Genomic DNA, 19488 nt, shown 5'->3' with positions numbered 1-19488 from the left:
GTCAGTAGGTGATGAGGACTTTGAGGTTGGTGGGGTCTGTCACCGGGGCCGTGAGTGCGGCCGCGGCGTTGGCGAGGTCAAACGTGGAAGTGATGATGGACCGGAGGTCCACAACGCCCGATGAGGCGAGCTGGATCGCCGTCGGGAACGCGTTGGCATACCGGAACGCGGTCACCAAATCGATTTCGTAGCGTTGGAGGAAGCCGAGCGGGATGCCGTCCACGGTGGGACGGGCCTGGCCCACCACTGTGGCCCGGGCTGCAGGGGCCAAGGTCTGGATGCCGTCGGCCAGCGCCCTGCTGTTGCCGGAGCATTCGATCAGGCGATCCATGTCCCTCAGGCCAAGGGCCTCGTTGGCCGTGTTGATGGTCTTCGTCGCCCCGAATGCCGCCGCAACAGCGAGCCGGTTGTCGTTGACGTCCGTCACGATGATCTCTGACGCTCCGCGGGATGCCGCGACTTGCGCGACGAGTAGCCCGATCGGGCCGGCACCCGTGATCAGTACTCGGTGCCCGGCCTCGACCTGCGCCCGTTCAACCGCCCAGACCGCGACGGCGAGCGGCTCGATCGCTGCCCCGATGTCGGCCGGGATGTTGTCCGGAAGTTCGTGAAGGGCGGCCTCGGGAACCACCACGTGGCGGGCGAACAGTCCGTCTGTGGGCGGGGAACCGAAGCACGTCCCCGTGGGGCACAGGTTGTAGCGTCCGGAGAGGCACGTGGGGCACTTCCGGCAGGGCAGCGCGGGTTCAATCACGACGGCGGTGCCTGCGGCAATGCTGGCCGCCTCACCGGCCGCGATGACAACGCCGGCCCCCTCGTGGCCCAGGACAGTGGGCTGGCGGAGGATGTTGGTGCCGTTGCGGCCTTCAGCGAAGTAGTGCAGGTCCGAGCCGCAGATTCCACCCGAACGCATTTCCACGAGGACATCGTTCGGTCCCAGGGGCTTCAGGGTTTTCTGTTCGATGCGGATGTCGCCCGCACCGTGCAGGACGGCTGCCTCCGTGGTGAGCGGCAGTGAAGGTCTTTCGGCATGGCGGACTGCTTGTGTGGTCATCGAATGCTCCGGGTCTGTGCGGGAAGAAGCGAGGTTGACTCGGCTGCCACGTGGGCGGCGGCGAGTGGGCCCTGCCGGTGGATGATGTCGATCAGCTCGCCGGTGCGGTCGATGAAGTCTTCACGCATCGCGAGTTCGTCACCCAGGAGATGGTGTTCGCCGAGCACTTTGGCGGCGAGGTCGCGTCCGGACGTGGATACTGCTGCGAGTTTTTGGAGTGTTTCCCGGGCGGGGTCTTGCATTTCGTTGGCGTGGTTGCCGGGGTTGAAACCGCGCAGGGGTGCGATGCATGACAGGTACGCCGCTGTGGTAAGGGCGAGGTAGTGGGGCATGGCGCCGGCGTCGAGCATTTCCAATGCTGGAATCGGGATCCGTTGGCGCAGTTTGACCGAACCATCGCTGCCCACTTGGCTGGTCCGGTGCCCCAATGCCGAGTTGCGCCAACGCGAGAAGAGCTGCTCCACGTAGGCGTCGACGTCGACGGCGGCGGGCACGGTGACACTCGGCAGGTACTCTTCGCGGAGCACGCGGCGGGCTGCCGCCTCGACGTAGTCCATCGCAATGGCGTCCGGAATGGTGGCTGCACCGGACAACGCCCCAAGGTAGGCGATCAGCGAATGGGTGCCGTTGAGGAGCCTGACCTTGAGTTGCTCGTATGCCGCGACGTCGTCCGTGAAGATCGCGCCTCCGGCCTCCCAGGCAGGACGGCCCGCTATGAAGTTGTCCTCCAGGATCCACATAGTGAATGGTTCGGCGGGCACGGGGATCTGGTCCGCATAGCCGAGTTGCTCGGCGACGAGCCTGCGGTAATGGTCCGTCGTGGCGGGCACGATCCTGTCCACCATGGACAACGGGAACGTTACGTTGGCGTCGATCCATGGCAGCGTTTCCGCGGCCTCAGAGGCAGGCAGCAATGAAACGAATTCGCGGACGAGCCGTTGAGTGTGGTGTCCGTTGTCCGCGAGGTTGTCGCAGCTGAGGACTGTCAGCGGCTTGCCGTGGGTTCGTGCGCGCTGCTGGAGGCCGCGGACGATCTGCCCGATCGGGGTGCGGGGGACCGGGCGGTTGGCGAGGTCGTGCTGGACGTCAGGATCGGCGACGTTGAGGGATCCGGTTGCAGGGCTGTAGGTGTAGCCGCTTTCGGTGACGGTCAGCGACACGATGCGCGTGGTCTCGGCGCCAATGGCCGCCACAACGCGCTGCGGTTCCTGTGCCGCAACAAAGGCATCCGTGTGCACGCGTGGCGTCGAGAACGTCGATCCCTCGGGCGAGATCTCGACGACGGTGTACAGCATGTCCTGTGCGTGCATGGCATCCGTGATGGCGGTTGAGCGGCTGGAGATTCCGATGATTCCCCAGTCGCCGCCATGGGCGGCCATGGCGGCTTCCGTGTAGACCGCCTGATGGGCGCGGTGGAAGTTGCCCAGGCCGAGGTGCACGATGCCCGGGGCAGGAGCTTCCGTTCGGCACGCGATTCCAGGTGTTTCGGAGCTCAGCGGCGGGAGGCTTGATATCGCCATGGTTCACCAGTCCTTCATGGAGCCGTCGAGCTCCCGGGCGATGGGCAGGTAGGCCTGCGCGTACGGGAAGCGGGCAGCGGCTTCTTCGTCCACGCGGACACCCAGTCCAGGCTCGTCGCCAGGGTGCAGGTAGCCGTCTTCGAAGCGGAAGCTGGACTGGAAGACCTCGGAGACCACGGGCTCGTAGCCCATGTATTCCTGGATGGCGAAGTTGCTCGTGGCCAGGCCCAGGTGCAGCGATGCTGAGAGGTTGATGGGGGAGACATCGGAGGGCCCGTGCGGGGCGCCCTTGATCTGGTAGACCTCGGCGAGTGCCAGGATCTTGCGGACGTGGGAGATGCCTCCGGCGTGCACGACGGCGGTGCGAATGTAGTCGATGAGCCGTTCAGTGATGAGCAACTCGGCATCCCAGACGGTGTTGAAGACTTCGCCGATGGCCAGCGGAATCGTGGTCTGCTGGCGAAGCGTACGGAGCAGGCGCTGGTTCTCGGCGGGGGTGACGTCTTCGAGCCAGAACAGGTCCACGTCTTCCAAGGAGCGGGCCAACCGGGCTGCCTCGGTGGGGTTGAGGCGGTGGTGGACGTCGTGGAGCAACTTGAGTTCGGGGCCGACGTGTTCACGGACTGCGGAGAGGATCTTTGGTGCGTGGCGCAGGTAGGCCGAGGTGTCCCAGTCTTCTTCGACAGGTCCGGCGCCGCGACCGGCAGGTTCGTAGCTCGCGGCGCCCTTCGTAACGCCGTAGACCTTCGACAGGCCAGGGACGCCCGACTGTGCACGGACGGCGCGGAAGCCTTGCTCGCGGCGCTGGTCTATCGAGTCCAACAGCTCGGGCAGGTCCCATCCGGTGGCGTGCGTGTAGGTGAGGATCTTGTCGCGGGCTGCGCCGCCTAGGAGTTGGTAAACCGGAACGCCGAGGGCCTTGCCTTTGATGTCCCAGAGGGCGAGGTCGATGGCGCCGATTGCGGCCATGGTCACAGGCCCGCGGCGCCAGTAGGCCCCTTTGTAAAAGTATTGCCAGGTGTCTTCGATGCGGTCCGCGTCCCTGCCCACCAGGGCCGGGCCGAGGTGATCGCGGAGGTAGCTCGCAACAGAAAGTTCGCGGCCGTTCAGGGTGGCGTCACCCCAACCGACCAGGCCGTCGTCGGTGGTGATCTTGAGCGTGACGAAGTTTCGGCTGGGGCTGGTTACCAGGACGTCGACGTCGACGATTTTTCGGGTCATCGGGAAATCACTACATTCTTCAGCGGTTCATTTTTGGAAAGGCGGGTGATGTTTTCGGCGATCTCGAGCGCGCGGCTGCGGAAAGTCTCCGCGGTGACGCCGGAGGAGTGCGGGGTCATGATGATGTTGTCCAGCCGGCCGAACGGAAGGGCGGACGGTTCGCCACGGCCGTCTGTCCCCGGGTATTGGTACCAGACGTCAATTGCGGCCCCTGCGATCCGGCGGTCTTTCAGGGCTTCGTAGAGGGCGGTTTCATCAACGACGGGTCCACGGGCAATGTTGACAAGCAATCCGTCCGGGCCAAGGTCGTCGAGTTCAGCTGCGCTGATGATGCCGGCGGTCTGCTCCGAGAGCGGGATGCTGACCACCAGGATGTCCGATTCACTGAGTGCCTCGCCAAGCCGTTCGGTAGTGCCGGCCCAGCGCAGGGAGTTGGCCTGGGCGTCCACGCTGCCGCTGCGGGTAATGGCGATGCCTTCAGCGCCGAAGGCCTTGAGGAGCGCCCATGCCGCGCCGCCGATGTGCCCGAACCCGAGGAATGTCACCACGGCCCCGCGAAGGGTTTCGGGCTGGCGGATCTCGGGGGAGTAAACGGAGGAAGACCAGACGCCGCTCCGGAGGGCCGCGTCCTGCGCGATCAGGTTGCGGCGCAGGGCCACCAGGACCGCGGCGATGTGTTCGGCAATGGAGCTTTCGTGGTGGAAGGTGTTGGCGCAGACCGCCCCGGCGGGCATAGCCTCGGCGTCGATGCCGTCGTAGCCGGCACCTCCCACGTGGACCAGGCGCAGGTTGCTGGCGGCTGCGCCCATGGCCTCGGTGAAGCGTGGGCCCACGTAGACGTCGGCGTCCTTGAGGTCGGTCAGGACGGCGTGCTCGTTCCAGCTATCGTGCCAGGAGGTGAGGGACCCCCCAGGAAGGGCGGCCTCGAAGGTGGACCGCTGGGGCATCAGATTGGGGTCTGCGATGACTATTCTCATGGTTACTTTCCCTGGAGGGCTTGCTCGGCGGTGCGCGCGGCAAATGTGGAGCCACGCACGATGAGTTGGGAGCTGAGGTGGACGGCTTCCGTGGCGATCGGCTTTCCGGCCATTTGCTCAAGGAGCAGTTCGAGGCTGAGGGCACCGCTTCGGTCAATGGGCACTCGGACAGAGGTGAGTCCCGGTTCGGCTGCGGCGGCGATGTCAAGGTCGTCAATGCCGACAACGCTGATGTCCTCCGGGCAGTGGTAGCCGAGGGTCCGGGCCCCGGCGAGCATGCCGATGGCGACGAGGTCGTTGTAAGCGATGACTGCGGTGGCACCGCTGGCGACTACCGACGCCGCTGCCGCCAGTCCGCCGTCGACCGTTGCGTTTTGGTTCCCGACGGTGACGAGTTCAATGCCCCACTCGGCGCAGAATCGGGTGATGGCGGCGCTACGCTGGCCATTTGCCCACGACGACGCCGGTCCAGGGACGTAGGCGAGTTTGCGGTGGCCAAGGGCGTAGAGGTGTTCTATGGCCTGGCGGATTCCCTCGCCGGCCTCCATGAGTACACGTGCCGCGTGCTCGGCTTCGCCGTTGATGACCACCAGCGGGGCGCTGCCGGCGAGTTCGTGGATCTGCTCTGACGGCAAGCGGGGCGAGCAGAGGATGATGCCGTCCACCCCAGTCGAGAAAGACTCGAGGTGGGCGCGTTCCCGCGAGGAGGATTCTGCGGTGTCAGCTAGGATCATCCGGTGCCGGCCATGCCATGCCTGGTCCTGTATGGCCTTGATCAGGGCCGCGAAGACCGCGTTGGAGACGTCAGGGACAATGACGCCGAACGTCCGGCTGCCCGTCACTCCGGGTACGTCGTAGCCGAGTTGCTCCGCAGCGGCCATGACCTTCTGCCGCGTTTCGGCGGCCAGGCGACCGGGATCTCCGAATGCCCGCGACGCTGTTGCCAGGGACACTCCCGCCAGCTTTGCGACATCCGTGAGTTTTGCCGACATCTGTCCTCCAGTTGCTTCGTTGAAACCTTGTCCTGCAAGTATGGAAAACCTTGTACAAGTTTGTCAATGGCTTGCAGAAGGTTGTTGGTGCCCACACCGGCATAGCCTGAACCCGTTGAGCCTCGCACCACCGCGGAGTAGGGTGGCCACACCGCCAACTCGCACAACCTTGATGGGGGAGCCACCATGCCACATCCGAGACTTCGACTGGCCACCATGACGGCAGTTCTCGCCCTGAGCCTGACGAGCGGTGCCGTTGCCAGCCCCGCCTTTGCCGATCCGCGCCAGACTGAAAAGACCGCCACCGCCACCGGATACGGCGGCGCGGTGAGCACCGTAGACCCCGAGGCATCCGCCGCCGCGATCGAGGTCCTCCGCAACGGAGGCAACGCAGCCGACGCCGCCGTCGCCGCGGCCGCGACCCTTGGAGTGACCGAACCCTACAGCGCCGGGATCGGCGGTGGCGGATACTTCGTGTTCTACAACGCAAAGACCGGAAAGATCGGCACCATAGACGGCCGCGAGACCGCCCCGGCGGCGATGCCACACGACGCGTTCATCGACCCGAAGACCGGGAAGCCCTACAACTTCACGCCCCAGCTCGTCACCAGTGGCGTTTCCGTAGGCGTTCCGGGCACAGCGGCAACCTGGGAGCGCGCCCTGGACCGCTGGGGCACGTTGAGCCTTGAAGATGCCCTCCGGCCGGCCATCAAAGTCGCGACCCGGGGCTTTGTGGTGGATCCGACCTTCCGTCAGCAGACACTCGACAACAAGCTCCGCTTCGAGGCGTTCAGTTCCACGAGCAAGCTGTTCCTCCCCGGAGGCGACGCACCCGCCGTCGGAAGCGTCTTCCAGAACCACGACCTCGCCGCGACGTACCGGCTCCTCGCGAAGCAAGGCACCAGCGCCTTCTACAGCGGCCCCCTCGCGGAGGAGATCGCGGCGACCGTCCAGGCGCCGCCGAAGACTACCACCACCACGCTGCCGATCCCCGTGGGGCACATGACCACCGCAGACCTGGCGGCATACAAACCCCTGGACCAGGCGCCCACCCACATCGACTACCGCGGCCTTGACGTCTACGGCATGGCGCCGTCAAGCAGCGGGGGCACCACCGTGGGTGAGGCGCTCAACATCCTGGACACCGTCAATCTCTCGGAGATGTCCAAACCGGCCGCCCTGCACCACTACCTCGAAGCAAGCGCGCTCGCTTTCGCGGACCGTGGAAAGTATGTCGGCGACCCTGCCTTTGTAGATGTTCCTACGGGCGCACTCACCGACCCGATCTTCGGCAAGGAACGCGCCTGCCAGATCGATCCGCTGCACGCGGCTACGAAACCCGTCGCCCCTGGGGATGTGTCCGCGTACGACGGCGTGTGCCCGGCTTCCGCTGCCGCGCTCGCCGATGAGAAGGACACCGAAAACATCTCCACGACCAACATGACGGTCGCGGACAAATGGGGAAACGTGGTCGAGTACACGCTTACCATCGAGCAGACCGGCGGATCGGGAATCGTGGTGCCCGGTCGCGGGTTCCTGCTCAACAACGAGCTGACCGATTTCTCCGCCGTCTACAACGCGGCCGACCCGAACCGGATCGAGCCGGGGAAGCGCCCGCGCTCCTCGATGTCCCCGACCATTATCCTCAAGGACGGCAATCCGTTCCTCGCCCTCGGCTCACCCGGCGGATCGACCATCATCACCACCGTGTTGCAGACGATCCTGAACAGGGTGGACCTGGGCATGAGCATCTCTGACGCGATCGCCGCCCCACGTGCTTCGCAACGGAACACCGCCAAGGTCACCGCCGAGCCGGACTTCATCACGGCGTATGGGAGTCAGCTGACACCGTATGGCCATCAGTTCACGCCATCAGGCGATGCCTTCACCTCGGCCGCGGAGATCGGTGCGGCAACAGCGATTGAGTTCAGGCCCAACGGGCGCATGATCGCAGCCGCCGAGCCGGTCCGGCGAGGGGGAGGCTCGGCGATGGTTCTCAAACCGTCGCCGTAAGCTGGGTGAGCTGCGTGAGCTCGATGAGGGCAAACCCGCTGTGCATGACGGGCAAACGGTGGAAGAATTGTGGCTGGACCAAAACGGCCGGCGGCGCATCTCGCCTGCTGAGACCCAGGTGAGTCCCCCAGTGCGCCGTCGGTCCTGACCTTGTCGAATTCCTATGCCGCGCCGGTCCACCTGGGTGCGGTTGCCGCCCGCCGGAGCTCCTTGGCACGGGCACGAAAGCCGTCGCTCGCCTTGCGCCGCTCATCACACGCCTGTGGGGTCGCGCTTTGGGGAAGCGGGCTCTGCGGAACCGTGCTTTGAAGAGCTATCATCGTGACCGGTTCCCGGGCGCCCGCAGCCGGGCAAAGGTCTGTGACCAGCCCCATGCCTGCACACTCGCGCGCAGCGGCGATGCCGGCGACCACACCGGACTTGTCCTCGAACGGCGTCGAAACAGCAATGACCATTCCGTCGGGTGATTTGAGGCGGAACCTGAAAAGGGACTCTCCGTCAACGAATACTTCAAACACGCCAGCCACTGCTACCTCCCGGTCTGCGGATCCAGCTGCGTAGCGACTTCACTACGGAGCGGGACTTAGCATCGCTGCCTTCCCTGTCCGCTGGTTTGGTTGAACGATCGCTAATTTGGTTGAACGATCGCTAATGGATCGCCCCCCACATCACACTCAGTCTGTGCCAGCTCCGTTTGGGCTCACAAGACCGGGCGAGTAAACCCTGTGTAAAACCTGTCAAACCCGCAGTGTTCCGGCACACCCGGTCCTCCGAAAGACCCGAGCGTTACGGGTGACCGCCCTGCAGTCAGTCGGACGTCAATGGTTCCGATTCATCAAGTGCTCAAGCAGGGCAAGTTCAGGGAAGCCTGGATGCCGGGCAATGCTGGCCCTCAGTTTGGCCCGAATGTGCTCACCGTCGGGCTCGGTACCGCTGAGGACTTCGTCGATGATGCCCTGTGCCTGCTCGCGTAAGGCTGCGAGGTTGTCACTTCCGACCACAGCGGAATTCAACACCATTTCCGGCCCTCCGAGTGGGTCAAAAGACTCCAAAGGTTCCGACACTGCCAGCCCCCAATAGTCATCCTGGCAGGTCCCGGCTGAGTCCGGGATTGCCCGCATCCACTCTCGATAGTAATGAGGGCAACCGGATTGTCCACGGCCCGGGAGCCGTGAACAATGAATATGGCCCCGTGTCTGCAGTTTATGACAAGGGGTCCTCCGGGTAGCTCACGACGGTCGCGGCAGCTCGCAGCCTCCCACAGGGTTCAGTCCCATGTAGTTCAGTGGACCCGCAACGATATTCAGACTAACCGTTGCGAATTGCGAACACTTCGCGGGAACCGCGTTGAAATAGCCGCGCTGGCCGGCGGCTACCGCTCCCACTACGAGCCAGATCACGACGATCAGCCCGAGAATCAACCGCAAACGCATCTGCCCATCGACCAACCTCTCGTCAATCCCGGATATCATCACCTTACTTATTTAACGGCGTAGACCATAGGCTAGCCGGGTGTGAACTCACGTTGGGACGTCAGGGTGGAGCTATGACCACTGGGAGCACGTGCTCAAGAGTTCGGATCCCACAATGCGTGCCGTCTTCGCGGAGGACAGTGCCGCGTTGATAGGCCTGATCATTGCCTTCTTCGGCATCTTCTTGCACCAAGCCACGGGTTCGCCTGTTCCAGACGCTCTCGGGTCTACCGGACGAACCTTCACTTGCCTTTGGCGTTCGTCGGCCCTCGCCAGCGGTCGAGTAGCAAGCCCGACGGCGGGCCTCGCCTGAGGAAAACAAGTACACGCTACTCGTGCCATGCTTCACGCAAAGTTGTTGACTCAAGACACCAGCATCCGCGTGCAGCCCGGGCACGCCGACCCCAGCTGGCCAACCGTAGGGTCGGCCGCAGGATGGAACCGGCGCCGCGGCGGCGGAGGCACAGTCAATGTTGAGGAGGCCGAAATGGACTGGCAACAATGGATCTGGATCGTCGTAGTGGTTGTCATAATCGCGCTGATCCTCGCCGTCGTCGTTTTTGGACGCCGCGCGAAGACTGCCGTCGACCGCAAGCGCGCCGCGGAGCTCCGCGAGAGGGCACGGACCGACGCCCTGGGAGCTCATGAGCGCAGCGCCGAGGCTGCTCGGGCGGAGGCCGACGCCGCCCGAGCCGAGGGCGAAGCGGAACAGTTGCATAAGGAGGCCACCGAGAAGCAGGCGGCTTCCGAGCGGGCCAACGAAGTCTCGCAAGACCGGCTACGGCGGGCCGAAGAGTTGGACCCAGATGCGGGAACCCGTTCGGAGAGGGACGACGGCGGCGAGCAAGAGCGTCGGCAGCCGTAGCCCCGGATCCGCGGGGAGGCCGCCCTGGATCATCCCTAGGTGGAGGGGAAGAATGATTGAAGATTCCGAACACGGAAGGGAACTCACATAGTGGATGACGCCCGGGCTGAGATTCTGTCCCTTCTCGGGTTGGACCCCATTCGCTCTTATCAAGCTGCGAAAGTTGTTCGTGGTCCCCGTGTCCATCAGGGGAAGGTCCTCCGCGAGCGCCTCGAGATTTGGGCGGACGATGGGCATGTTGTCCCTTGTCTCTTGCTTACGCCGATCGACGACGATCATCAGGCGGGGTCTGTGGTGGCCGTCCACCAACACGCCGGAAACTATGCCCTGGGAAAGGGCGAGCTTGCCGGGCTTGACGGTGACCCGCAAATGGCGTTTGCCCTTGAATTGGCAGAGGCAGGCATGCCGACGCTGGTCCCCGACCTTCTTGGATTCGAGGAGCGGCAACGCGACACGGCGGACCCTTGGCAAGCGGAGCACCGCGAGGCATGGAACCTGGTGGCGTCCGGGTCGACGTTGCAAGACCTCCACACGGGGGACATCGCCATGGTCACCGGATGGCTTGACGCCGAAGTTCGCGGACCCGTAGGGATTGCAGGTCATTCCCTGGGCGGCCAGATCGGACTCTTCAATCTAGCTTGCGATCCGCGGCTGCGTGCCGGGGTCCTCAGTTGCGGGATCGGGACCCTTGAGTCGTTTGAACGGGAGGCCATTTCGCATAACCCGGCGTGGTTTGTGCCGAATCTTCGCAAAGGCGGTGACACCCATCTGGTGGCTCAAGCTATTGAAAACCAGCGTGTCATGATCGTCGCCGGACGGAATGATCCGCTGTTTCCCTTTTCGGACGTCCAAGGCCTCATCAGTTCCTTCCGGGAAGGCGTCGCCGATTTTGTCCCTTTTCAAGGCGGGCACGCTTTTCCGGCCGCGCAGAGAAGACGTGCCGTTTCTTGGTTGAAGGCTAGCTTGATCGCCGCCGAATAACGCCTTAGGTCGCCGCTACGCGCCACCTGCGGCAGGTGCGGTTTGCGGTAGTTCTGCCAGTTCCCGGGTTGCGGCCCAGCTCGCGAGGAGGCGCAGCGCATCTGCGGAGGGGGAGCCAGGTTCTGCCGGGTAGATGAACAGCGAGAGCCCCGTGTCCGCCGAGAGCTCCATCGCTTCGAACAGCAGGCGGAGTTCGCCCACCACAGGGTGGAGGAAATGTTTGAACCCGGTGTAGTGGCGGCGCACGTCATGCGCTGCCCAGCTGGTGCGGAACTCGTCGCTGCGGGTGGATAGCTCTCCAACGAGATCACTTAGCCCGCGGTCGAACGGGTCGCGACCGGCCTCGGCGCGGAGGATGGCAACCATGTTGTTGGCTGCGAGCTCCCAGTCCGGGAAGAACCGCCGGGCGCGTTCTTCATCCAGGAAAATGAAACGCGCATAGTTGGCCGGACGGACCGGGTTGACGTACATCTCCGAGTTTCGGCAGCGCAAGGAGTCCCTGCCAGTACCTCCATGGCCAGAGGCAGCGGCCCCCGGCTAGAAAATGTGGAAGTCCCCGGCGTCGGCGTTCGCCGACGGGTACACCACAGGTTCCCAACCCAACTCAAGCAGGACGTCGTTGATGCTCATCTGTCCGTCCAGTTGCACGGCCGGGACGAAGGCGGTTTCGGATTCGACTTCAGCGGTCATGGATCGATCTTATGTGCGGCCGGGTGCACTGACGCGCTGAACACGCGCCTCCAGAGTAAGACGCCGAGGCTGCTTTTCGTTCGACGCTCAGGGTTTTTGGGATGCAGCCGCGGAGGGGGAGAGGTCGGACAGCGTGAGCTGATGTGCCGGCGCCTTGGGGAAGGGGTAGCTGATAGTCACTCCTAGGTCCGGACCGACGTGGACCAGCGCGCCGCCAGCCAACGGCCTCCACGCCGGGTCGTCATCCATCGGTTCAGTGGCAATAAGGACGTGTCCGGAATGGGCGAGCTCCTTGCTGTGGGCGCGGATGCGTGAGCTCCGCGCGTCCAACGGAACTGCATCGCCAGGACTCGCTGGATGCCGTTCCAGAATGTGCAGTTCGTGAGTGTTCGGGAACCTAACCGCCCAAAGGTCGGTCGCCGTCGTCAGAATAAGGTTCAAGCTGAAGACCGGAAGTTCATGGGCGATCCAGCTGATCGCTTGGGTGATACCTTCGCCGACGTCGCCACCTGCTCGCCTGCTCTCTGCAGTAATCAGGGCGAAGAGGCGCTCACTGTCGGTCTGGCCGTACACCAGATCCGCCGCCCCTAACTGAACCAGCCGCTGATCCAGCTGTTCGAGACCGGCGAAGGCGCCGTTGTGGGCGAACAGCCGGCCTTCTTGCTCGAACGGGTGCGTGTTGACCATCGTGTGTCCGCCGGTGCTGGCATACCGCACATGGGCCAGGAACGTCGTGCTCTTCAGGATCCGCGCCTCGCGCGCAAAGGCGTGGTCCTCCCAGGCGGCGAGCGGCTGCTTGGACACATGGGCCTTACCGTCACCGTCAAAGGTGCCTATGCCGGCGCCGTCGGGTTCGCGCCGGCTCTGGTCAGCGAGGCTGTCCGGCGCGTCTAAGAGCCAAAACGTGGCCCGGACGGGCTGGGACCCGGCGTGCAAGCCGAACAGGCGGCACATGGGCATTCTCCTTGTGAGTCGCTGCTGACTAGTGGTGGAACACCTGGGTTTGCCCGCCTGCGGGCATGGGCGCGGTGAGGCCGTCCAAGTACGCAACTTCCTTTTTGAGGTCGTCCAGGAAGCTGGATGCGAGGTCGCGTGTGAAGCCGTTGCGGACAACGATCCTTTGCACCGTCACCTCGCTCAGGCCGTCCGGCATTGGATAGGCGGGGACGAGCCACCCATTCATCCGAAGCCGTTCGGACAAGTGGTGAAGGTTCCAATTCTCCGTATAGCCGTCAGTAAGCTGCCAGGCAAAGACCGGGATGTCCGATCCGTCGCTCCACAAAGTGAATGGCTCCATCACCCCTATTTCACTCGAGAGAAAAAGCGCCACATCCCGGGAGGTTGCCTGAACGGATTTGTAACCCTCGTATCCGAGCCGGAGGAACAGGTAGTACTGCAAGAGCACCTGGGCGCCGGGGCGGGAGAAGTTCAGGGCGAAAGTCGGCATGTTCCCACCCAGGTAACTGACGTGGAAGATCAGGTCCTCGGGCAGGGCTTGCCCATCCCGCCAGATGACCCATCCAAGGCCTGGATAGACCAAGCCGTACTTGTGGCCTGAGGTGTTGATCGAGGCAACCCTTGGCAAACGGAAGTCCCAAACAGTCTCCGGTTGCAGGAAAGGCGCAATCATGGCGCCGGAGGCACCGTCAACATGGATAGGAATATCGAGTCCTCGCCGTGCCTGTATCTCGTCCAACGCCGCGGAGATACTTTCCACAGGCTCATAGGATCCCGTGTAGGTCACGCCCATGATGGCCACAACGCCGATTGTGTTCTCGTCCACATACTGATCCAGTCCGTGGCCGTCGAGCGCCGGATGTTCCTTTGACACAGGAACGTACCGGGCTTCCACGTCCCAGTAGTTGCAGAATTTCTCCCAGCACACCTGCACGGCCGAGCTGAGGACAAGGTTGGGTTTGTCCGTCGAAAGGCCGGCCGCCCGCCTTGAATGTTGCCAGCGGCGCTTCAACGCCAGGCCGCCGAGCATGCATGCCTCTGAGGAGCCGATGGTGGACGTCCCCACGGACTTGGCGGGATCGGGCGCGTTCCACAGGCCTGCGAGCATGCGCCAGCAGCGGGTTTCGATCAAGGCGGTTTGGGGGTATTCGTCCTTGTCAATCATGTTCTTGTCAAACGTCTCGGCGTAGAGTTTCGACGCTTCGGGTTCCATCCACGTTCCAACAAACGTTGCGAGATTGAGGCGGGAGTTCCCGTCCAGCATGGCCTCATCGTGGACGACCTGATAGGCCGTCGACGGGAGGGACTCTCCGTCCGGGAGGGTGAAACGTGGAAAGATGCTTGATTCTCCCGGCCGGCTGAAAACCGGGTTCAACTCAACCGCTGTGTCGGGTTCATGGGCTGATGCCCGGTGAGACCTATTGATGGTTCGCTCCTTCGACTCGCCACGCGCTCGCCATGGCGGTGCCACGGCCTGCCAGGGCCCACGCTACCGTGGGAGGCCTCCGCACCCAAGCCACGAGGCATGGTGCCAAAAAGGCCCCGGGTACATAATCGCAGGGGACGGAGCTCTGTCACCGCGATAATTAGGAGGCACCAATGTCGATGCAGCACACCCCGGAAGAGCGCCAGTCGACAGAGACGCGCAGCGTCCCGCTACCGGGATCAGAAAGGGCCCCCGCTCCGGGCGTCAGGGACCTTCTAGGTCCAGTCGACCCGTCCCGTCGGATTGAGGCGACGGTCATACTTCGACGCCAGGAAGAATTGACTGAAGTGCCGTCCACCCCTCTGTCGCGGGACGAGCTGGCCTTGAGTTACGGCGCATCCGCCGCGGACCTTGATCTGGCCGTGCATACCTTCACCGACTTGGGCCTTGAGGTTGTTGAATCGGACGCGGCTAGCCGCAGGATTCGGCTGGCCGGCTCAGTGGAGCAGCTGAGCAGCATTTTCGGAACGTCCCTGGATGAGCTGACGAGCCGCAGCCCAGACGGCACTTCGGTTACGCACCGCCACCGCACCGGAGGCCTCCAGGTGCCCGCGGCCCTCGACGGCATCGTTGTTGCCGTCCTAGGCCTTGATGACCGTCCCCAAGCCCGGGCTCAGTTTCGCGTCATACCGCTGGCCGCGACAGGTACCAGCTATACCCCGCCCCAGTTGGGAAAAATCTATAACTTCCCAGACGGAACTGACGGGACAGGCCAAACCGTGGCCATCATCGAACTCGGCGGCGGCTACGGCCAACAGGACCTGGACGCCTACTTCCAAGGCCTCGGCATACCCACACCGACCATCACTGCGGTGGGAGTCGACGGCGGGGCAAACCAGCCAGGGCAGGATCCGGCGGGTGCCGACGGGGAAGTCCTGCTCGACATCGAAGTTGTAGGTGCCTTGGCACCGAAGGCCAATATTGTGGTCTACTTTGCCCCCAACACCGACGCCGGATTCCTGGACTCGATTATCGCAGCGTCGCACGCGAATCCCGCACCAGCCGCAATCAGCATCAGCTGGGGCCAGAGCGAGGACGCATGGACGGCCCAAGCCCGTACGGCCTTCGACCAGGCCATGGCCGACGCAGCGGCCCTCGGGGTGACGGTGACAGCCGCAGCCGGGGACAACGGCAGTGCCGACGGCGCAACGGACAGCAAGGACCACGCCGATTTCCCGGCGTCGAGCCCTCATGTGCTGGCCTGCGGCGGAACCCGCCTTCAAGCGGACCATGCGACGGGCGTCATCAGCGCAGAAACCGTCTGGAACGACGGTCCCAACTCGGCTACCGGCGGAGGGTACAGCGACGTCTTTCCTGTTCCCTCCTGGCAGTCGGGCGTCACCGGACACGCGAAGCACAAACCCGCCCCCAAGAAGACAGGACGAGGCGTGCCAGACGTCAGCGGCGTCGCGGACCCGCAGACCGGCTACCGGGTTCGAGTCGATGGGAAAGACATGGTGATCGGCGGAACCAGCGCGGTGGCACCTCTCTGGGCGGCGCTGATCTCCCGCCTCGCCCAGGCAACCAACAGGCGCTTCGGGTTGATCCAGCCGCTGCTCTACCAAAACGGCACGCAACCTGCGTCAGGCTTCCACGACATCACAACAGGCTCCAACGGAAGCTACCGGGCCGGGACCGGCTGGGACCCCTGCACCGGCTTGGGCAGCCCGGACGGCAAAGCCCTTCTTGCATTGCTGCAGGCTAAACCCTGATCGCCCATTCCGCGACAACATCAGTAGCGCCGAACTCAAGGGCCGTCGCCGATTACTGTCGGTCTACCGGCCGCGAAACGGCACGCCCATGCCTGCTTTGGTGGCCTCCGCCGGAGCAGATACGATGGACGGTGGCTGGCTGTGGTCCCCGTACGCCACAAGCTATGAAGCCATATCAATGAATAGGAGACACCCGTGTCAGATGCCCAGCAGATCACCCTCATCGTCGATGGCGAAGAGACCAAGGTGACGGAAGGGACCACCGGCGCGGAACTCTTCTTCGAGCGCCGCGACGTTGTAGTAGCCCGTGTCGACGGCGAACTCAAGGACCTTGACCAGGCGCTGCCCGAAGGTGCGCAGGTTGAAGGTGTGACCATCGAGTCGGCGGACGGCCTTAACGTCCTGCGCCACTCCACCGCACACGTCATGGCCCAGGCCGTGCAGCAGCTGCGCCCGGATGCCAAACTCGGAATCGGCCCGTACATCACAGACGGCTTTTACTTCGACTTCGATGTTGCCGAACCCTTCACCCCTGAAGACCTGCGCCAGCTCGAAAAGATGATGCAGAAGATCATCAACCAGAACCAGAAGTTCGTGCGCCGCGTTGTCACTGAAGACGAAGCCCGCGAAGCCATGAAGAACGAGCCCTACAAGCTCGAACTGCTGGGCAAGAAGAACAACGCTGCCGACGCCGGCGAGGGCGTCAACGTCGAGGTGGGCGCTGGGGACATCACCATCTATGACAACGTGGACCGCAAGAGCGGTGACAGTGTCTGGTGCGATCTCTGCCGCGGACCGCACCTGCCCAACACCAAACTGATCTCAAATGCTTTCGCCCTGACCCGTTCCTCGGCGGCCTACTGGCTGGGCAACCAGAACAACCAGCAGCTGCAGCGTATCTACGGCACCGCTTGGCCTACCAAGGATGCACTGAAGGCCTACCAGGAGCGCATCGCCGAGGCTGAGCGCCGCGACCACCGCAAGCTCGGCGCGGAGCTGGACCTGTTCTCCTTCCCGGACGAACTGGGCTCCGGCCTGCCGGTGTTCCACCCCAAGGGCGGCATCATCCGCAAGGCCATGGAGGACTACTCCCGCCAGCGCCACGTGGATGCCGGCTACGAGTTCGTCTACACCCCACACATCACCAAGGGCCACCTCTACGAGGTCTCCGGCCACCTTGACTGGTACAAGGAAGGCATGTTCCCGGCGATGCACATCGACGCGGAACTGAACGACGACGGCACCGTGCGCAAGCCCGGCCAGGACTACTACCTGAAGCCGATGAACTGCCCCATGCACAACCTCATCTTCCGATCTCGCGGCCGCTCCTACCGCGAACTGCCCCTGCGCCTCTTCGAATTCGGTTCCGTCTACCGCTACGAGAAGTCCGGCGTTGTTCACGGACTGACCCGTGTGCGCGGCATGACTCAGGACGACGCCCACATCTACTGCACCCGCGAGCAGATGAAGGACGAACTCACCACCACCCTGAACTTCGTCCTCGGCCTGCTCAAGGACTACGGCCTGGACGATTTCTACCTTGAACTGTCCACCAAGAACGAAGACAAGTTCGTTGGTGAGGACGCCGCCTGGGAGGAAGCCACCCGTACCTTGGCCGAAGTAGCCGAGGCCTCGGGGCTGGAACTGGTCCCGGATCCGGGTGGAGCCGCGTTCTACGGCCCGAAGATCTCGGTGCAGGCCAAGGACGCGCTGGGCCGCACCTGGCAGATGTCCACTATTCAGCTGGACTTCAACCTGCCTGAGCGTTTCGAGCTCGAGTTCCAGGCTGCCGACGGCACCCGCCAGCGTCCGGTCATGATCCACCGTGCCCTGTTCGGCTCGGTCGAGCGCTTCATGGGCGTGCTCACCGAACACTACGCAGGAGCCTTCCCGGCGTGGCTTTCGCCCGTGCAGGTGGTTGGCATCCCGGTGGCGGAGGCGTTCAACGACTATATGTTCGACGTCGTTGACCAGCTCAAGGCCGCGGGGATCCGTGCCGAAGCGGACATATCATCGGACCGCTTCCCAAAGAAGATCCGCACTGCGAGCAAGGACAAGATTCCCTTCGTCCTGATCGCCGGCGGAGAGGACGCGGAAGCCGGCGCTGTGTCGTTCCGCTTCCGTGATGGCAGCCAAGACAACGGCGTGCCCGTTGCCGAGGCCGTCCGGAGAATCGTGGACGCCGTCAAGAACCGCGAGAGCTGACGAGGCGGCAACGCCGAGGCGGAAACAGTGCAGGAGAACACAGGCGTGACAGCTGACTATCCGGGCGATGCTGAAGTGACCGACGACTTCAGCTTGGCAGGTGTTCCGGACGCCTTCCAGCGCCTGTGGACTCCGCACCGCATGGCCTACATCAAGGGCGGGCCGAACCAGTTCAAAAACCAGGACGACTGCCCGTTCTGTGTAGCTCCAAGCCGGACGGACGAGGAATCCCTCATCGTGCACCGTGGCAAGACCTGCTACGTGGTGCTGAACCTGTTTCCGTACAACCCCGGCCACCTGCTCGTGTGCCCGTACCGGCATGTGCCGGACTACACGGACATCACAGTGGAGGAAACAGCTGAGATGGCGGAGCTCACGCAGACTGCGATGCGCGTGCTACGCAAGGTGTCCAACCCGGCCGGCTTCAACCTGGGCATGAACCAGGGCGTGGCCGGCGGGGCTGGAATAGCAGCTCACCTGCACCAGCATGTGGTTCCGCGCTGGGGCGGGGACGGAAACTTCTTCCCGATCATCGCGCAGACCAAGGCCATAACCCAGACCCTTGACGAGGTCCGCCAGCAAGTGGCAGACGCGTGGCCTGGCGAGTCGGACGCATCCGGGGAGACGGATGCTTAATCGTCATGCGCGCGGGTTTTTCACCGCGTTGTTCTCGCCGCTTGCCCGATTCCTGCTCAAGGTGGGGGTCTCGCCGGACGCCGTTACCGTCGTCGGGACCGCCGGGGTAGTGCTCGGCGCCCTGATTCTCTACCCCATGGGCCAACTCTGGTGGGGCTCCCTGCTCATCGCGGTCTTCGCCTTGTCCGACGTCGTGGACGGCATAATGGCGCGGGAGCAGGGCCGCAGCGGCCCCTGGGGAAACTTTCTCGACTCCACGCTGGACCGGCTGGCGGACGGCGCCATTTTCGCCGGCGTCGCCGTCTGGTTCTTCATGGGCGGGGCGAACAGCGCTATTGCCATAGCGGCGGTGGCCTGCCTGATACTCGGGATGGTTGTTTCATACGCCCGCGCCAAGGCTGAATCACTGGGCTTCTACGCCAACGTGGGAATCGCCGAGCGTGCCGAGCGGCTCATCTCGGTGCTGCTCGTCACCGGCCTGACCGGCCTGGGGCTGCCTCCCGTCGTCTTGCTGGTGACCCTCGTCATGCTCGCCGCCGCAACGGGCATCACCGTCGTCCAAAGGATGGCGGCTGTCCGCGAACAGGCAATGGCAGACGTCGACGGCGGTACACCCGCCTAAGCGGTCGGATCATTTTGTGCGCCGAAGCCTGTTGGCCGCTCGGGAGATACGCGTTGGTGTCACTCGCGTTCCTGTGGTGTGCAGG

17 protein-coding genes and 2 pseudogenes are annotated in these 19488 nt (G+C 63.9%); 8 read left to right on the top strand and 11 right to left on the bottom strand.

What is annotated here, in order from left to right:
• Position 1: 1 nt before the first annotated feature.
• The 5 genes from AC3ANQ_RS12145 to AC3ANQ_RS12125 are packed head-to-tail and all read right to left on the bottom strand — an operon-like array spanning position 2 to position 5764.
• Positions 2-1054 carry an alcohol dehydrogenase catalytic domain-containing protein gene (locus tag AC3ANQ_RS12145; protein ID WP_488301275.1) on the bottom strand — a complete coding sequence of 351 codons (1053 nt, stop codon included), beginning with the start codon at positions 1052-1054 and terminating at the stop codon, positions 2-4.
• Entirely contained in the window at positions 1051-2574 is a 1524-nt protein-coding gene (locus AC3ANQ_RS12140; RefSeq protein WP_488301274.1) for a mannitol dehydrogenase family protein, read from the bottom strand. The genes AC3ANQ_RS12145 and AC3ANQ_RS12140 overlap by 4 nt, the downstream gene beginning before the upstream one ends.
• A 3-nt stretch (positions 2575-2577) precedes the next feature.
• Positions 2578-3795 carry a D-mannonate dehydratase ManD gene (manD, locus tag AC3ANQ_RS12135; RefSeq protein ID WP_488301273.1) on the bottom strand — a complete coding sequence of 406 codons (1218 nt, stop codon included), beginning with the start codon at positions 3793-3795 and terminating at the stop codon, positions 2578-2580.
• Positions 3792-4772, bottom strand: coding sequence for a 2-hydroxyacid dehydrogenase (locus AC3ANQ_RS12130; protein ID WP_488301272.1), 981 nt, complete (start codon positions 4770-4772; stop codon positions 3792-3794). Before AC3ANQ_RS12130 ends, manD begins: the two co-directional genes overlap by 4 nt.
• 2 nt (positions 4773-4774) lie before the next feature.
• A complete protein-coding gene (locus tag AC3ANQ_RS12125) occupies positions 4775-5764 on the bottom strand; it encodes a LacI family DNA-binding transcriptional regulator (protein ID WP_488301271.1) in 990 nt (329 codons plus the stop codon).
• A 186-nt stretch (positions 5765-5950) separates the two neighbouring features.
• On the opposite strand from AC3ANQ_RS12125, the gene ggt reads away from it, so the two are divergent.
• Positions 5951-7777: a gamma-glutamyltransferase gene (ggt, locus tag AC3ANQ_RS12120; RefSeq protein ID WP_488301270.1), complete on the top strand. Its 1827-nt coding sequence runs from the start codon at positions 5951-5953 to the stop codon at positions 7775-7777.
• Between the two features lie 161 nt (positions 7778-7938).
• Here ggt and AC3ANQ_RS12115 read toward each other — a convergent pair whose 3' ends face one another.
• Both AC3ANQ_RS12115 and AC3ANQ_RS12110 read right to left on the bottom strand, forming a co-directional pair.
• Positions 7939-8304, bottom strand: coding sequence for a YegP family protein (locus AC3ANQ_RS12115; RefSeq protein WP_488301269.1), 366 nt, complete (start codon positions 8302-8304; stop codon positions 7939-7941).
• A gap of 291 nt (positions 8305-8595) precedes the next feature.
• On the bottom strand, positions 8596-8778 hold the full coding sequence (locus tag AC3ANQ_RS12110; protein WP_488301268.1) for a hypothetical protein: 183 nt from the start codon (positions 8776-8778) through the stop codon (positions 8596-8598).
• Between the two features lie 556 nt (positions 8779-9334).
• Here AC3ANQ_RS12110 and AC3ANQ_RS12105 point away from each other — a divergent pair.
• From AC3ANQ_RS12105 to AC3ANQ_RS12095, 3 genes and pseudogenes are all read left to right on the top strand, one after another.
• Positions 9335-9478, top strand: a pseudogene (locus AC3ANQ_RS12105) (heavy metal transporter); the annotation flags it as partial.
• A gap of 111 nt (positions 9479-9589) precedes the next feature.
• Positions 9590-10114, top strand: coding sequence for a hypothetical protein (locus AC3ANQ_RS12100; RefSeq protein WP_488301267.1), 525 nt, complete (start codon positions 9590-9592; stop codon positions 10112-10114).
• Between the two features lie 252 nt (positions 10115-10366).
• Positions 10367-11095, top strand: a complete 729-nt coding sequence (locus AC3ANQ_RS12095; protein WP_488301266.1) for an alpha/beta hydrolase family protein — start codon at positions 10367-10369, stop codon at positions 11093-11095.
• A gap of 15 nt (positions 11096-11110) precedes the next feature.
• Here the strand turns inward: AC3ANQ_RS12095 and AC3ANQ_RS12090 are convergent.
• From AC3ANQ_RS12090 to gad, 4 genes and pseudogenes are all read right to left on the bottom strand, one after another.
• Positions 11111-11572: pseudogene (locus AC3ANQ_RS12090) on the bottom strand (MmyB family transcriptional regulator); the annotation flags it as partial.
• A gap of 60 nt (positions 11573-11632) precedes the next feature.
• Positions 11633-11785, bottom strand: coding sequence for a hypothetical protein (locus AC3ANQ_RS12085; RefSeq protein WP_265981806.1), 153 nt, complete (start codon positions 11783-11785; stop codon positions 11633-11635).
• An 87-nt stretch (positions 11786-11872) separates the two neighbouring features.
• Positions 11873-12739 carry a class II glutamine amidotransferase gene (locus AC3ANQ_RS12080; RefSeq protein WP_488301265.1) on the bottom strand — a complete coding sequence of 289 codons (867 nt, stop codon included), beginning with the start codon at positions 12737-12739 and terminating at the stop codon, positions 11873-11875.
• A gap of 28 nt (positions 12740-12767) precedes the next feature.
• On the bottom strand, positions 12768-14168 hold the full coding sequence (gene gad, locus AC3ANQ_RS12075; RefSeq protein ID WP_488305316.1) for a glutamate decarboxylase: 1401 nt from the start codon (positions 14166-14168) through the stop codon (positions 12768-12770).
• A 173-nt stretch (positions 14169-14341) separates the two neighbouring features.
• Here gad and AC3ANQ_RS12070 point away from each other — a divergent pair, with 173 nt between their 5' ends.
• The 4 genes from AC3ANQ_RS12070 to pgsA all read left to right on the top strand — a co-directional run bounded on the left by AC3ANQ_RS12070 (position 14342) and on the right by pgsA (position 19403).
• Positions 14342-15940 carry a S53 family peptidase gene (locus tag AC3ANQ_RS12070; RefSeq protein WP_488301264.1) on the top strand — a complete coding sequence of 533 codons (1599 nt, stop codon included), beginning with the start codon at positions 14342-14344 and terminating at the stop codon, positions 15938-15940.
• 195 nt (positions 15941-16135) lie between these two features.
• Positions 16136-18145, top strand: coding sequence for a threonine--tRNA ligase (thrS, locus tag AC3ANQ_RS12065; RefSeq protein WP_488301263.1), 2010 nt, complete (start codon positions 16136-16138; stop codon positions 18143-18145).
• A 27-nt stretch (positions 18146-18172) separates the two neighbouring features.
• Positions 18173-18781: an HIT family protein gene (locus AC3ANQ_RS12060; protein ID WP_488301262.1), complete on the top strand. Its 609-nt coding sequence runs from the start codon at positions 18173-18175 to the stop codon at positions 18779-18781.
• Positions 18774-19403 carry a phosphatidylinositol phosphate synthase gene (gene pgsA, locus AC3ANQ_RS12055; protein WP_488301261.1) on the top strand — a complete coding sequence of 210 codons (630 nt, stop codon included), beginning with the start codon at positions 18774-18776 and terminating at the stop codon, positions 19401-19403. The genes AC3ANQ_RS12060 and pgsA overlap by 8 nt, the downstream gene beginning before the upstream one ends.
• The last annotated feature ends 85 nt before the right edge of the window (positions 19404-19488 follow it).

Source organism: Arthrobacter sp. DMZ02-1R (assembly GCF_057747935.1).
Note: the sequence above shows the minus strand (reverse complement) of the source record. Positions and strands in the feature narration are given on the sequence as shown.